Below are 15,268 nucleotides of genomic sequence, written 5' to 3' on the forward strand. Positions count from 1 at the left end.
GGTTTACAGTTTAATTAGCTCTCATTGAGAGTCATCTTCATCTTTGGAGATGACTCTATTGTGTGTATTAGGAAGTCCTTTGTATTTAACTGATTAAAATTATATAGTTAGATACGATTCGATTGCGGTGCAATAGGTATCGTAATTATGATTATGTCGAAGCACGTGTATCAAGTTTTGTAAGGAAAAGTAATGCACCAAGGCATCATGAAAGCTTGGCTCGAATCGTCACATTTAAGTGGCTCTAATTCGACCTACGTAGAAGAGATGTATGAAGCCTATCAAGAAGATCCAAGTTCAGTTTCTGAAGACTGGCAAGTTGTTTTTGATAATCTCCCTGCGGTAAATGGTACTTCTCAAGATATACCTGAAACTGCACACTCTAAAGTACGTGATTATTTCCGCAGTTTAGCATTAGAAGGTCGAGCCAAAGGCGCCAGCCGTGTAACCGACCCTGAATTAGATGCTAAACAAGTTAAAGTTCTCCAGTTAATCAATGCTCACCGTTTTCGTGGTCACCAAAATGCCAATCTCGATCCATTAGGGTTATGGCAGCGTGAGTCAGTATCTGAATTAGACCCAGCGTTTCATGGTCTAGATGCTGAAGATATGCAACGTGAATTCAATACAGGTTCGTTTGCATACGGTAGCGACACATTGAAATTAGCCGACATCGTTAAAGCACTTAAGAGCACTTACTGTGGCTCAATCGGTGCTGAGTACATGCATATTACTGATACGGATGAAAAGCGTTGGATTCAACAACGTCTTGAACCATCTTTAGGTAAAGCTAATTACGACATCAGCACCAAAAAACGTATCTTAGAAGGCCTAAATGCTGCTGAAGGTATGGAAAAATACCTTGGCGCAAAATTTCCAGGCGCAAAACGTTTTTCTCTTGAAGGTGGCGATGCATTAGTACCAATGATGCGCGAAATTTTATACCGCGCAGGTGAAGCTGGAACGAAAGAAATCGTAGTTGGTATGGCTCACCGTGGTCGTTTAAACGTACTTGTAAATGTACTGGGTAAACGTCCTGCAGAATTATTTGATGAATTCGCTGGTAAACACGATGAAGTTCAAGGCTCTGGTGACGTTAAGTATCACCAAGGTTTCTCATCAGATTTTGAAACACCAGGTGGTAATGTTCATTTAGCCTTAGCGTTTAACCCATCTCACCTTGAGATTGTTAATCCTGTTGTTATTGGCTCTGTTCGTGCTCGTCAAGACAGACGTGGTTGTAAAGATGGCTTACAAGTTATGCCAATTACTATCCATGGTGATTCAGCAATAACAGGCCAAGGTATTGTTCAAGAGACATTCAATATGTCTCAAGCTCGTGGCTTTAAGGTTGGCGGTTCGATTCGTATCGTTATTAACAACCAAGTTGGCTTTACCACTTCTAACCATGAAGATGTGCGTTCGACAGAGTACTGTACTGACATCGCTAAAATGGTGCAGGCACCCATTTTCCACGTTAATGCTGACGATCCAGAGGCTGTTGCCTTTATTTCTCAGTTAGCCGTTGATTACCGTAACGAATTTAAACGTGACGTTGTTATCGATTTAGTTTGTTACCGTCGACATGGACACAACGAAGCTGATGAGCCAAGTGCAACGCAGCCGTTGATGTATGCAAAAATCAAAAAACATCCTACGCCACGTAAGATTTATGCCGATCGATTAATTGAAGAAAGCAGTATTTCAGCGGATGATGTAACTGGTTTAGTTAATACGTACCGTGACTCATTAGATGCCGGTGATTGTGTTGTTAAAGAATGGCGACCAATGACATTACATACTGTTGACTGGACGCCATACCTTAACCGTGAGTGGGACGAAAGCTACCAAGCGTCAATGGAACTTGAGCGTTTAAATAATTTAGCGCAAAAGATCGTTGATATCCCTGAAAGCCACAAATTACAGTCTCGTGTCGCTAAGATTTACAAAGACCGCGTATCTATGGCCGATGGTGAAAAACCAGTTGATTGGGGTTTTGCTGAAACCTTGGCTTATGCGTCAATCTTGGAAGATAAAAAACGTGTTCGTATTACAGGTCAAGATTCTGGCCGTGGTACTTTCTTCCATCGTCATGCGGTTCTTCATAATCAAAATGACGGTACCACTTATTTGCCATTACGTAATGTGGCTGATGAGCAAGGTGAAATTGATATTACTGACTCAGTATTATCAGAAGCATCAGTACTGGCATTTGAATACGGTTACGCAACAGCTGAGCCAGGCGGTCTGACTATTTGGGAAGCACAGTTTGGTGACTTTGTTAACTGTGCCCAAGTGGTCATCGATCAGTTCTTATCATCTGGTGAGCAAAAGTGGGGTCGTTTATGTGGTCTAACTATGTTGCTACCTCATGGTTATGAAGGCCAAGGTCCTGAGCATTCATCTGCACGTCTAGAACGTTTCTTACAACTTTGTGCAAACCATAATATGCAAGTGTGTGTTCCTTCTACGCCTGCACAGGTTTATCACATGTTGCGTCGTCAAGTTGTACGTCCTATGCGTCGTCCACTTGTTGTTATGTCGCCTAAATCATTATTGCGTCACCCATTAGCTGTTTCAACTTTAGATGAATTAGCTAACGGAAGTTTCCAAAGTGTCATTGGTGAACTTGATGCATTAGATGCAAGCAAAGTAGAACGCGTTGTCTTCTGTAGCGGTAAAGTGTATTTCGAGTTACTCGACAAGCGTCGTAAGCAAGAAATTACCAATATTGCTATTTTACGTGTGGAACAACTGTACCCGTTCCCACAAGAAGAAATGCAAGCAGCACTCGCTGATTATCAGCATGTTAAAGATTTTGTATGGTGTCAGGAAGAACCTCAGAACCAAGGTGCTTGGTATTGTAGCCAACATCATTTCTGGGCAGCGATTCCAGCTGGAGCTCAATTAACTTATGCGGGCCGTGAAGCATCTGCTGCACCAGCTTGCGGTTATCCAGCGCTTCATGCTCGCCAGCAAGAAGAATTAATCAATAGCGCATTAAAACTGTCGTAATAAAATTTATAAAAAGGAAAGCTTTCCATGAGTATCGAAATTAAGGTACCCGTTTTGCCAGAATCAGTTGCTGATGCAACTATCGCGACATGGCATGTGCAGCCTGGAGAACAGGTTTCTCGTGACCAAAATCTAGTTGATATTGAAACTGATAAAGTCGTACTTGAAGTTGTTGCGCCAGAAGATGGTTCTATTAGCGAATTATTATTCCAAGAGGGCGATACTGTCCTTGGCGAACAAGTTATTGCTAACTTTGTTGCTGGTGCAGTTTCTGGTCAAGAAGTGACTAAAGCTGAAGCGGAAGCAGCATCTCCTGCTGTTGAATCTGATGAATCAAACGATGCACTAAGCCCATCAGTGCGCCGTCTAATTGCTGAGCATAATGTTGATGCTAGCCAATTGAAAGGTTCTGGTGTTGGCGGACGTATTACTAAAGAAGACGTTGAAGCATTTGTTAAGTCTACTCCAGCAGCGAAACCAGCAGCTGCATCAGCACCTGTTGCGCCGCTTGAAGGTCGCAGTCAAAAACGTGTACCTATGACACGTTTACGTAAAACAATTGCTAACCGTCTGCTTGAAGCGAAAAATTCAACGGCAATGCTAACAACGTTTAACGAAGTTAACATGCAGCCAATTATGGACATTCGTAAGCAATATCAAGAAATCTTTGAAAAGCGCCACGGAATCCGTTTAGGTTTTATGTCTTTCTATGTGAAGGCTGTAACTGAAGCGCTGAAACGTTTCCCAGAAGTCAATGCTTCTATCGATGGTGACGAAATTGTTTACCACAACTACTTTGATGTGAGCATTGCAGTATCAACTCCACGTGGTTTGGTTACACCAGTATTACGTGACACTGACACAATGAGCCTTGCTGAAATTGAGAAGAACGTCCGCGAATTAGCGATTAAAGGCCGTGATGGTAAATTATCAGTAGATGATATGACCGGCGGTAACTTTACTGTAACTAATGGCGGTGTATTTGGCTCATTAATGTCAACACCTATTCTAAACCTTCCACAAAGTGCAATCTTAGGCATGCATGCTATTAAAGATCGCCCAATGGCAGTGAACGGTGAGGTTGTTATTCAACCTATGATGTACCTAGCACTATCTTACGACCATCGTATTGTTGATGGGCGTGAGTCAGTTGGATTCTTGGTTGCTATTAAAGACTTCCTTGAAGACCCAACTCGTCTATTGCTTGACCTTTAAGAGTCAACTAGACAATACCCTCGTAGCTGGCTCATAAGAGCCAGTAGGATTTTTTAAGAAGTATATGGATAGATCATCATGAATTTGCATGAGTATCAGGCAAAATCCTTATTTGCCGAATATGGTTTACCAGTTTCTGAAGGCTTCGCTTGCGATACAGCCCAAGAAGCGGTAGAAGCTGCTGGTCACATTGGCGGTGATATGTGGGTTGTTAAGTGTCAAGTACACGCTGGCGGCCGTGGTAAAGCAGGTGGCGTTAAAGTTACCGGCGATAAAGAAGAAATCAGAGCATTTGCTGAAAACTGGTTAGGTAAGAACTTAGTCACTTATCAAACTGACGAAAAAGGTCAGCCAGTTGCTAAAATCTTAGTAGAAAGCTGTACTGATATCGCAAACGAATTATACCTTGGTGCTGTAGTTGACCGTGCAACACGTCGTGTTGTTTTCATGGCATCAACTGAAGGTGGTGTTGAGATTGAAACTGTTGCTGAAGAAACGCCTGAGTTAATTCACAAAGCAATCATCGATCCACTAGCGGGCCCACAACCATACCAAGCACGTGATCTTGGCTTCAAGTTAGGTTTAAACCCAACTCAAATGAAGCAGTTCACTAAAGTGTTCATGGGCTTAGCTAAAATGTTCGAAGACCATGATTTCGCTTTACTTGAAATCAACCCACTTGTTATCACTGACGAAGGCAACATTCACTGTCTTGATGGCAAAATTGGTATCGATGGTAATGCTTTATTCCGTCAACCAAAAATCCGTGAAATGCACGATCCATCACAAGATGATGCTCGTGAAGCACACGCAGCTAAGTTTGAACTTAACTACGTTGCACTAGACGGTAATGTTGGTTGTATGGTTAACGGTGCAGGCCTAGCAATGGGTACTATGGATATCGTAAACCTACACGGCGGCAAGCCAGCTAACTTCTTAGACGTGGGCGGTGGAGCAACCAAAGAACGTGTTGCTGAAGCATTTAAAATCATTCTTTCTGATTCAAATGTTAAAGCCGTTCTAGTGAACATCTTTGGTGGTATCGTTCGTTGTGACATGATCGCAGAAGGTATTATCGGCGCTGTTAAAGAAGTGGGTGTTGAAGTACCAGTTGTTGTTCGTCTTGAAGGTACTAACGCTGAATTAGGTCGTGAAGTTTTAGCTAACTCAGATCTTGATATCATTGCAGCTACCAGTTTAACTGACGCAGCTGAGCAAGTTGTTAAAGCTGCGGAGGGCAAATAATGTCTGTATTAATTAACAAAGATACTAAAGTTATCTGTCAAGGTTTCACTGGCGGTCAAGGTACTTTCCATTCTGAGCAAGCAATTGCTTACGGTACTAAAATGGTTGGCGGTGTTTCTCCAGGAAAAGGCGGTCAAGTTCATTTAGGTCTGCCAGTCTTTAACACTGTTAAAGATGCTGTTGCTGAAACAGGCGCGACTGCTACTGTAATCTATGTACCAGCTCCTTTCTGTAAAGATGCTATCTTTGAAGCAATTGACGGTGGCATCGAGCTAATCGTTTGTATCACAGAAGGTATCCCTACGTTAGATATGCTTCAAGTTAAAGTTAAGCTTGAAGAAACTGGCGTTCGCATGATCGGTCCTAACTGTCCAGGTGTTATCACTCCTGGTGAATGTAAGATTGGTATCATGCCTGGTCATATCCACAAGCCTGGTAAAGTCGGGATTGTTTCACGCTCTGGTACATTAACGTACGAAGCGGTTAAGCAAACTACTGACGAAGGTTTCGGCCAATCAACTTGTGTTGGTATTGGTGGTGACCCAATTCCTGGTACTAACTTCATTGACGTATTGGAAATGTTCCAAAACGATCCACAAACTGAAGCAATTGTAATGATTGGTGAAATTGGTGGTACTGCTGAAGAAGAAGCGGCTGAATACATTAAAGCTAACGTTACTAAACCTGTTGTGTCTTACATTGCTGGTGTTACAGCACCAGAAGGTAAGCGTATGGGGCATGCTGGCGCAATTATCGCTGGTGGTAAAGGTACTGCAGAAGATAAATTTGCTGCACTAGAAGCTGCTGGCGTAAGCACAGTTCGCTCTTTAGCTGATATCGGTAAAGCGTTACGTACTAAAACTGGCTGGTAAATACTAGCAAGTGATATAAAAGGCGCTTCGGCGCCTTTTTTGTTGGGCAACAAACGGTTGATGATGAAATATTATTCATTTTATCATGTGGTTATTGATAAATAGTCAAATCTTGATAAGGTTATTTTACTAAAGTTAAACATGTAGTTAGCCCACAACAATTCAGAATAATAAAGGTTAAGGATAATCGTGTCTCATATAACGCCCGTGATCCCCGCTGTGATTGCAGAAACAGATCGTCTACTCATTCGTCCATTTAATCAGCACGATATAGAAGCTATTTTATTAATGAATAGTAACCCTGATGTGCTGACTTACATCCCACAATCGCCCTTAAAAAGCCTATTAGAGGCTGAACAAGTTTTCAAAGAGGTGATACAAGCAGACTATAACGATAAAGGTTTTGGACGCTGGGCGGTGTACCATAAAGAAGATAAAAAAGTGATTGGTTTTTGTGGGCCTAAATACATTCCCGAATACGATAAAGTGGAACTGGGATATCGCTTTCTTCCAGAATATTGGGGGCAGGGAATTGGTACAGAAGCAGCAAAAGCGGTAATGGATACCCTTAAGCCAATGTTTGATATTGATGAAGTTATTGCGCTCATCTTACATGGAAACGTAGGCTCCGAAAAAGTTGCAGTAAACAATGGCATGTCGTTGTATGAACAAAACATATACAAAGGCCATAAGGTACAGGTGTATCAAAGAATGCTATAAATTATCAACCTATCTGATTGCAATTTAATTTATACTTCGTTAGTTTATAGTCTTCTAAGTAAAGGTAGATATTGTTATTTCTATCTTTGCCTTAGAAGTATCCCCCAAAAACTCTAAGGAAAGAGTCGATCGCAACATTGCGATTTAGGAATAAAGATATGGATATTATCTTTTATGGCTCTTTCTTGTTATTTAAACAAGGAACAAATATGATTCAAAAAGGTTTATATTTAGCCATTCTCACCGCATTTTCTTCTTCTTTATCTACATTAGTGATGGCAGATGATGATTACCAACATGACGGCACAGTGACATATTTTGATCAAACAGAATCAAGTTCAGACGGAACCTTTAAACTCGATTACCGCTATTATTTCTCGTCGATAAATGACAATAAAATCCCTTATTTGCTATCAGGCTATCTTGGTCAGGTGTCAAATATAGGCGGGTTTTACTCAGGAATTGGGAATGATTTTGACCAATACAATATTTCTGGTGAATATGTGTTTGATTCAAAATGGTTTATCAAAGCACAATATTCTAATTTTGAAGCCGACTCTAGTTTCGAAAATGATAATTATGGTGCAACGCTTGGGTACTATTTCAATCCATCTAGTTCTTTTTATATTGAGTATATTCGTAGTTCAGGGGGCTATGATATCAGTGAATCATCATCTTTTAGAAAGTCTGATACTGAGCAAGATAGTATTACTTTAGGTGCTGATACTTACGTTCAATTTGATTGGACTGAAGGTTTGTATTTAAGTGGTCGATATACTTACAGTGATTACACCGTAGATTCAGTGTTTAACGACCCTGACATTAGTGATAGTGGTGGTTCCTATAGCGATAGTAATTCTACCGCTTTAGTGGAAGCGGATTGGTATGTCACTAATTCTTGGTCTGTAGGTGCTTCATATTTTTATGATTTTGATGAAAGTGAGTATGACAGCTGGTTATTAAGCACCGATTATTATTTACCTATAACTGACACAATGGCAGCGGTGTTTACCGCAGCAAAAGAGCTGGATTCTGATATTGATGGTTTCTCTTATAGTATTGGAGTGAATGGTCGATTTTAGTCGAGTCATTTTAGCGATAAAAAAAGCCAGCTTAATGCTGGCTTTTTATTTGTTAAAGTCAATTAACTAAAACAATAAATACTATTCGTCTGCATGATCACAGGTATCATTTGTGCAGTGACCATAGAGATATAAACTATGGTGCGTCAGTTTGATATTGTGGCGCATAGCGATTTCGTCCTGACGACGCTCAATAACTTCATCAGAGAACTCAATAACTTTGTCACATGTTAAACAAACAAGGTGATCATGATGTTTTTGAGTCGACATTTCAAAAACTGCTTTGCCGCTTTCAAAATGATGACGGTTTAAAATACCTGCATCGTCAAATTGGTTTAATACACGGTAGACAGTTGCTAAGCCAATTTCTTCACCAACATCGAGCAATTTTTTGTATAAATCTTCAGCACTGATATGTTGATTTTCAGGGGCTTGCATTAATTCTAGGATTTTAACTCGTGGCAGTGTAATTTTTAAACCTGCTTTTTTGAGTGCTTGATTTCCATCTGTCATTGCTAATCTCTTGATTGCAGAACCTAAAGGTTCATCCGTGGATAGTTAAGTTTATTATATGTGTTGAAATCAGAAACTGGAACCTTTGTTGAAGGTTAATCGACAATATAACTAGATTTTTCTGTTATCTACTAAATAAGCAGCTCATTTTAGTTAAAAAATACACAATAGTCTTACTTATACTAAGGGATTATTGTGAGTTTGCAGCATTTATATCACTATAGGGTTAGTATTTTACTCATGATTAGCAATATAAAATTTACAGTGATCTTTTGCTAAGCTAGTGATTGAGTTGCTTCATATTATAACAATAAGGAAATCAATATGTATCGGCAGATTGTAGTCTTAACTGGCGCAGGAATTTCAGCTGAGTCGGGGATAAAAACCTTCCGAGATCAAGATGGGTTGTGGGAGCAGCATCATATTGAAGATGTCGCCACACCAGAAGGCTATGCTCGAGATATTGATTTAGTGGAACGCTTTTATAATAGCCGTTGGGATAACCTTAACAGTGATGAAATTACGGTCAATCCAGCCCATGTTGCTTTAGCAAAACTTGAAGCGGAGTTTTCTGGCAAGCTACTTGTTATTACACAAAATGTGGATGATTTGCATGAGCGTGCTGGTTCTAAACGTTTATTACATATGCATGGAGAATTAAACAAAGGTCGTTGCCCTCAATCGCAGCAAACGTTCGTGTTACGCGAACCATTTAGTGAAGATAATTGCTGCACCTGTTGTATTCCAGCTAAACGCTTACGTCCTCACATCGTATGGTTTGGTGAAATGCCTTTTGGCATGGACAGAATCCATGATGCACTGGACAATTGTGACTTATTCATTGCAATAGGTACTTCTGGTACTGTCTATCCTGCAGCAGGTTTTGTCGATAGTGCTAATCATCATGGTGCACAAACCGTTGAGGTTAATCTGGCGAAGCCAGATCGACACAGTCAGTTTCAATATCACTTGACTGGAAAAGCAGGGGATATTGTGCCGCAATTAGTAGAAACTATTTTAGCAGGCGAAGTTGTAGGTAACCCATCATTCAATGAACAATTAGCCAATGCTTTATCGGCTTAAGTATTTAGACGTATGTCACTTTCGAAATAAGAATTAATGAATCAAACCAATATAAAGTTAGCCATTATCATGCGAGGTTTACCTGGTAGTGGTAAGTCATACTGGGTGAATGAATTTTTAACAAACCAGGGTATTGATACCGCATTACATGTAAAACAATATGGATATTTTTCAACGGATAAATACTTTGAGAAAGAAGGTCAGTATCTATTTAATCCTAAGTTATTAAGCCAATATCATCAGGCTAATTTAACGGCATTTATCAATGCGTTGGCAAGCAATGAACCATTAGTCATATGTGATAATACCAATGTGGCAAAATGGGAATATATGGCTTACGAGGCTGCTGCTAAAGCCCTAGGATATCAAGTTCGTGTCGTAGTTATCGGTGATCCTAAAGATAGTCAGCACCAAGCTTTGTGTGCTCAAAGAAATACACATAAAGTGCCACTGAACCATATCAAAACAATGGCGAGGTTGTTTGAACTTGATTAAGTTTTAATGAGAAAAAAGGCGCATTATGCGCCTTTTTAGTTAGCAGAAGTAATTAACTTTACAGGTAATTAGGTTAATAAACTGATTCTTATTTAGTTAGATACAGGCGTTTGCAAATCAATATTGTAAATTGCAAACCCAAACTCATCAGTTAAGTCAGTTCGTTTTGTCATTGGGCGCACTTGATAGTCTTCAACAAACTTATCGGCGATTGCACTGTCTTGAGTTTCAAAGCGAATATCAAGTGTAGTAGCAGTGTCGATAGTAACAAAGTCCCAATTATTATCCGCACTTGGGTCAACTTCGCCATGAGTCTCTGATTCTTCAGAAATATATTGAGCTAACGCCTCGCGGTTAGTATCTGGTAGCTCCATTACAACAAATTCAGCTCCCGTACCAGCAAATTTACCACCAAATGCTCGGTAGTTATTCGAAGCAATAATAAATTCTTTACTTGCTAGTTCATCCCCTGTAAATGTCATGCCATCAGCGTCTGTATAGCTTAAATCAACAATACGACTTGCATCAGCATTGACTACTGCGCAATCACCGTCAAATTTATTAGGCTGAGTCACATCTATCTTATAGTTAACGCCGTCGATAACATCATAGTTATATGTTCTATGAGTATCCCAGTTAATTAAGTTTTGAGCGGCAGTAGAAGTAGGATCAATTTGATTAAATTGATTCGCACTGCACTCAAGCCAATCTTTAACTTCAGCGCCTGTTACTTTAACTGCGACCATGGTATTTGGATAAAGATAAAGATCTGCGGCATTCTTATAAGTTAAATCCCCAGCAGGGACTTGCACATAACTGTCAGCATCAGATGTTGTACTGTGACGCCCACCGGCTTTAAACGGTGCAGATGCTGATAAAACTGGAATGCCTTTTAGAGCATCAACCTTTGAGGCTGCTTCAGCTACAGCGTCAATTTGGGCATTTGATACGATTTGCACGGTTGGATCATCTTGAACAAGCGAGAGGAAGCTGTACATGTCGGTAGATGATTTACCGATTGGCGCATTCACATAATCAAGGGTGGCGTTATGTTCAATTTCAACCATAGCGTGTATATCTGCATCAGGCTCAACAGCGAATTCTTCTGTGGTATCAGTCGCTTTTATAAAAATTGGCCGAGCATCAGATTGGCTGTTGACTACAGTCCAAGCACCATCTTCTTGGGTTAGCGTTAAATCGACTACACCTAAATTATCTCCCCAGCGGCCAGGCATGACCGCTGCAACACCATTAATGGTACCTTTGTCTAAATCAACATTTTCAACGTCAGCAAACTGAGAGCTTGGAAATACAGAGTGACTGTGGCCAAACATGATGGCAWCAATACCCTCAACAGTGGTTAATGCCCACGTTGCATTTTCTGCATTCATGTCACTTGGGTTTTCTGATGAGCCAATACCTGAATGTGGAATCGCGATAATAACGTCTGCTCCAGCGGCCTTCATTTGAGGTACGTAACGCTCTGCTGATTCAACGATGCCGCGTGCAATGACTTTGCCGTCAAGGTTTTGTTTGTCCCAAATTTTGATTTGTGGCGGAACGAATCCAATGTAACCAATTTGAATCGTATGCTCGTCACCATTTTTATCAACGACAAGTTGATCTTTAATGATGAAGGGGTCAAACAATGGTTCACCTGCTTTAACGTCTCTGAAGCAATCATCAACTTCACAATAGACGTTGGCACTGATATAAGGAAAGTTTGATTCTGCTGTGGCCTGATCTAAAAAATCTAAACCGTAGTTAAATTCATGATTACCTATGTTACCCACTTCATAATTTAAAGTATTCATTGCTTTATAAGCTGGGTGAGTATCGGCTAATTGGTTAGTCGATTTAAATTCATGAGCAATATAATCGCCCATAGGGCTGCCTTGAAGTAAATCACCATTATCGACTAACACACTATTACTGACTTCAGTACGTGCTTCATGAATTAGTGCTGCAGTGCGGGCTAAACCGATAGTTTTATCGGTTTGACCACTATAGTAATTATAATCCATGATATTGGCATGGATATCGCTGGTTTCCATGATACGCAAATCAACTTCAATGGTTTTAACATCGTCATCTGATGAGCTACAACCAGTAATACCTAATGCACCCGCAATAACAACTGCTAAAAGCTTTTTGTTCAACATAATAGTCTCTCTTTTAAACGCTTTTTTCTGACCCCGGAGCTTATTATTCTTTTGCTCCATATTGTTGTGAGCAATTTACAGAGATGAAATGTAAATTAATCAATAAAGATTGTATTCAAAATAAATCACTGTGTTGTGATCTAGGAACGATAATGTAAAGATAAGTTATTTAAGCTGCGATTGTGTTAACGGTTGAAGTTTGTGGTAGCTATTTAGCATTTTTTTAGTGTTTTAAACTTGAGTGTTCACTTAATTACCTTGCTAATCGCAATTGGTGTTAAATAAGAGGGCGTGTTTGAGTGATGAAGTAATGGAAAAGGGTTGATGACAATGCTCCTGATGTATAGGAGCATTGTCGTTAGCCTGTGGGTTTATCTTGGAAATTTTATTATCGCGCCTTGTTTAAATACTACTTAGGCACTCAAAAGTCGTTCGTATGAATATTGACATTAAACTATTGATTAAGCAGATTTTTATAGTTTTTAGCCAAAATGTCATCAAGTATTGTTGACATATTATTGACGCATTAATTTAAGTCGATACTTAAGTCGATACTATAAATCGCGAAACCAGAAATTATATTATCAGCTTCAAGTTTGGTCATAGGTCGCTGCTGGTTCTGTTTTATAAATGTATCTGCTAAAGGGGAGTCTTGAGTTTCAAAGCGAATATCAAGCTTAGTGCTTGATTCAATTGTTTTGAATTGCCAGTTGTTATTAGCGCTAGGATCCACTTCACCATTGAGCTCTGATAATTGTGTAATGTATTGAGTTAAGGCTTCTCTGTTAGTATCTGGTAGTTCCATCGCGATATAATCAGCGCCAGTGCCGGCAAACTTATTACCAAATGCGCGGAAGTTATTGGTCGCGACAAGAAAGCTTTTATTTGCAAACTCTTCGCCTTTAAAAATAGTGCCAAAATCATCTGTGTAACTTAACTCAACAATTCGATTTGCATCAGCATTGACCATAGCGCAATCACCATCAAATTTATTAGGTTGAGTCACATCAATTTTGTAGTTAACGCCATCAATGACATCAAAGTTATATGTTCGATGAGTTTCCCAATTAATTAAACTTTGGCTTGCTGCGGAATTTGGATCAATTTGATTGAACTGATTTGCACTACACTCTAACCAATCTTTAACTTGTTTACCTGTTACTTTTACCGCAACTAGGGTATTGGGATAAAGGTATAAGTCGGCAGCATTTTTGTATGACAATTCTCCCGCTGCTACTTGTACATAACTGTCAGCATCAGAACTTGTACGATGACGCCCGCCCGCTTTAAATGGCGCAGCTGCGGATAAAACAGGAAGGTGTTTTAATGTATCAATTTTTGCTGCGGCTCTAGTGACTGCATCTATTTGAGCATTCGACACAATTTGCACAGTAGGATCATCTTGAACAAGCGAGAGGAAGCTATACATATCCGCAGATGATTTGCCTATTGGGGCATTAACATAGTCGAGTGTGGCTTGATGGTCTGGAGCAACCTTTGTATGGATTTCTTTGTCTGGATTGACAGAGAACCCTGCTACTTTATCGGTCTCTTTTATAAAAATAGGGCGAGCCTGTGACAAGCTGTTGGATACTCGCCATTTACCTTCCTCTTGGCGTAATGTTAAATCGATAATACCTAAATTATCTCCCCAACGGCCTGGCATCACAGCGGCGACACCATTAATCGTGCCTGTTTCAATATTGACGTTAGCGACATCAGAAAACTGTGCACTTGGGAAAACAGAGTGGCTGTGACCAAACATGATGGCATCAATGCCTGCAACCGTGGTTAATGCCCAAGTGGCGTTTTCAGCATTCATGTCACCTGGGTTTTCTGATGAGCCAATGCCTGAGTGTGGAATCGCGATAATGACGTCTGCGCCTTGAGCTTTCATTTTAGGTACGTAACGCTCTGCTGATTCAACAATGCCTTTTGCGATAACTTTGCCGTCTAAATTTTGTTTATCCCATACTTTAATTTGTGGTGGTACAAAACCTATGTAGCCTATTTTGATGGTGTGCTTAGCGCCCTGATTATCTATAGCTTCTTGTTCTGTAATGATATAAGGCTTAAATAAAGGTTCACCAGCTTTGACGTCTCTAAAGCAATTATCAATCTCACAATAAACATTGGCGCTTATGTATGGAAAGTTGGCTGCTGCTGTTGCTTGATCTAAAAAGTCTAAACCATAGTTAAACTCATGATTACCAATATTACCCACAGCATAGTCGAGAGTATTCATGGCTTTATAAGCTGGGTGAGTATCGATTAGTTGATTATTTGCTTGGAAAGTATGCGCAATATAATCCCCCATAGGGCTGCCTTGGAGTAAGTCACCGTTATCGACTAACACACTGTTTTTAACTTCAAGGCGTGCTTGTTTTATCAAGGAAGCGGTTCTTGCTAAGCCAATGGTGTTATCGACTCGGCTCGTATAATAATTGTAATCCATGATATTGGCATGGAGATCACTGGTTTCCATGATTCGCAATTCGACTTCTACAGCTGATTTAATTTCATCAGATGAGTTGCATCCACCCAGCGTTAGTGAACTGGCGATAACAATGGCTAAACAGGTTTTATTTAACATAGTTTTTCTCTTACTTGACCCCAGAGCATGCTTTTAGTGCTCTTATTATGTTGATTAATCACATTTTTGTATTCTTTTTAATCGCTAGGAATTATATACAAAGTTAATTACAGAATGATAATTTAGCCAAAATAAAATTAACTATGTCGATTGAACGTACAAACGTCTATTTCATTAGGTTATTACTCTTATTTTTAAAGCATTTCAGGATTTAATGTTGCAGGCAGGGTTAAAAGAAAAATAATTAAGACAATAAAAAAGGCGCCGAAGCGC

General features: G+C 39.9%; 11 protein-coding genes. 8 read left to right on the forward strand and 3 right to left on the reverse strand.

Annotated elements, in window-relative coordinates:
• Positions 1 to 192 precede the first annotated feature (192 nt).
• The 6 genes from sucA (at position 193) to A9267_RS00515 (ending at position 8,149) form a co-directional block, all read left to right on the forward strand.
• Positions 193 to 3,015 carry a 2-oxoglutarate dehydrogenase E1 component gene (sucA, locus tag A9267_RS00490; protein ID WP_055023357.1) on the forward strand — a complete coding sequence of 941 codons (2,823 nt, stop codon included), beginning with the start codon at positions 193 to 195 and terminating at the stop codon, positions 3,013 to 3,015.
• Positions 3,016 to 3,042: 27 nt separating this feature from the next.
• Entirely contained in the window at positions 3,043 to 4,230 is a 1,188-nt protein-coding gene (odhB, locus tag A9267_RS00495; RefSeq protein ID WP_065107844.1) for a 2-oxoglutarate dehydrogenase complex dihydrolipoyllysine-residue succinyltransferase, read from the forward strand.
• A gap of 78 nt (positions 4,231 to 4,308) precedes the next feature.
• Positions 4,309 to 5,475 carry an ADP-forming succinate--CoA ligase subunit beta gene (sucC, locus tag A9267_RS00500; protein ID WP_065107845.1) on the forward strand — a complete coding sequence of 389 codons (1,167 nt, stop codon included), beginning with the start codon at positions 4,309 to 4,311 and terminating at the stop codon, positions 5,473 to 5,475.
• Positions 5,475 to 6,347 (forward strand): succinate--CoA ligase subunit alpha, encoded by an 873-nt coding sequence (gene sucD, locus A9267_RS00505; protein ID WP_055023354.1) that lies wholly within the window; start codon positions 5,475 to 5,477, stop codon positions 6,345 to 6,347. The genes sucC and sucD overlap by 1 nt, the downstream gene beginning before the upstream one ends.
• A 219-nt stretch (positions 6,348 to 6,566) precedes the next feature.
• Positions 6,567 to 7,067 carry a GNAT family N-acetyltransferase gene (locus tag A9267_RS00510; protein ID WP_055023353.1) on the forward strand — a complete coding sequence of 167 codons (501 nt, stop codon included), beginning with the start codon at positions 6,567 to 6,569 and terminating at the stop codon, positions 7,065 to 7,067.
• A gap of 158 nt (positions 7,068 to 7,225) precedes the next feature.
• Positions 7,226 to 8,149 (forward strand): hypothetical protein, encoded by a 924-nt coding sequence (locus A9267_RS00515; RefSeq protein WP_065107846.1) that lies wholly within the window; start codon positions 7,226 to 7,228, stop codon positions 8,147 to 8,149.
• A gap of 81 nt (positions 8,150 to 8,230) precedes the next feature.
• Here the strand turns inward: A9267_RS00515 and fur are convergent, their stop codons facing one another.
• The gene (fur, locus tag A9267_RS00520) at positions 8,231 to 8,662 is read right to left on the reverse strand and encodes a ferric iron uptake transcriptional regulator (RefSeq protein WP_055023351.1); all 432 of its coding nucleotides are present in this window, start codon (positions 8,660 to 8,662) and stop codon (positions 8,231 to 8,233) included.
• 324 nt (positions 8,663 to 8,986) lie between these two features.
• On the opposite strand from fur, the gene cobB reads away from it, so the two are divergent.
• The gene (gene cobB, locus A9267_RS00525; RefSeq protein WP_055023350.1) at positions 8,987 to 9,745 is read left to right on the forward strand and encodes a Sir2 family NAD+-dependent deacetylase; all 759 of its coding nucleotides are present in this window, start codon (positions 8,987 to 8,989) and stop codon (positions 9,743 to 9,745) included.
• A 36-nt stretch (positions 9,746 to 9,781) separates the two neighbouring features.
• Positions 9,782 to 10,240 (forward strand): AAA family ATPase, encoded by a 459-nt coding sequence (locus A9267_RS00530; RefSeq protein ID WP_065107847.1) that lies wholly within the window; start codon positions 9,782 to 9,784, stop codon positions 10,238 to 10,240.
• A gap of 92 nt (positions 10,241 to 10,332) precedes the next feature.
• Here A9267_RS00530 and A9267_RS00535 read toward each other — a convergent pair whose 3' ends face one another.
• Together A9267_RS00535 and A9267_RS00540 are read right to left on the reverse strand one after the other, a co-directional pair.
• The gene (locus tag A9267_RS00535) at positions 10,333 to 12,402 is read right to left on the reverse strand and encodes a bifunctional 2',3'-cyclic-nucleotide 2'-phosphodiesterase/3'-nucleotidase (RefSeq protein ID WP_065107848.1); all 2,070 of its coding nucleotides are present in this window, start codon (positions 12,400 to 12,402) and stop codon (positions 10,333 to 10,335) included.
• A gap of 526 nt (positions 12,403 to 12,928) precedes the next feature.
• Positions 12,929 to 14,995 (reverse strand): bifunctional 2',3'-cyclic-nucleotide 2'-phosphodiesterase/3'-nucleotidase, encoded by a 2,067-nt coding sequence (locus tag A9267_RS00540; protein WP_065107849.1) that lies wholly within the window; start codon positions 14,993 to 14,995, stop codon positions 12,929 to 12,931.
• Positions 14,996 to 15,268: the final 273 nt, after the last annotated feature.

This window comes from Shewanella sp. UCD-FRSSP16_17 (genome assembly GCF_001675935.1).
Lineage (GTDB): Bacteria > Pseudomonadota > Gammaproteobacteria > Enterobacterales > Shewanellaceae > Shewanella > Shewanella japonica.

Coding starts and splice junctions, on each gene's coding strand:
- sucC (WP_065107845.1), top strand. CDS start 4,309: ATGAATTTGCATGAGTATCAGGCAAAATCCTTATTTGCCGAATATGGT.
- A9267_RS00540 (WP_065107849.1), bottom strand. CDS start 14,995: ATGTTAAATAAAACCTGTTTAGCCATTGTTATCGCCAGTTCACTAACG.
- sucD (WP_055023354.1), top strand. CDS start 5,475: ATGTCTGTATTAATTAACAAAGATACTAAAGTTATCTGTCAAGGTTTC.
- odhB (WP_065107844.1), top strand. CDS start 3,043: ATGAGTATCGAAATTAAGGTACCCGTTTTGCCAGAATCAGTTGCTGAT.
- cobB (WP_055023350.1), top strand. CDS start 8,987: ATGTATCGGCAGATTGTAGTCTTAACTGGCGCAGGAATTTCAGCTGAG.
- A9267_RS00530 (WP_065107847.1), top strand. CDS start 9,782: ATGAATCAAACCAATATAAAGTTAGCCATTATCATGCGAGGTTTACCT.
- sucA (WP_055023357.1), top strand. CDS start 193: ATGCACCAAGGCATCATGAAAGCTTGGCTCGAATCGTCACATTTAAGT.
- A9267_RS00515 (WP_065107846.1), top strand. CDS start 7,226: ATGGATATTATCTTTTATGGCTCTTTCTTGTTATTTAAACAAGGAACA.
- fur (WP_055023351.1), bottom strand. CDS start 8,662: ATGACAGATGGAAATCAAGCACTCAAAAAAGCAGGTTTAAAAATTACA.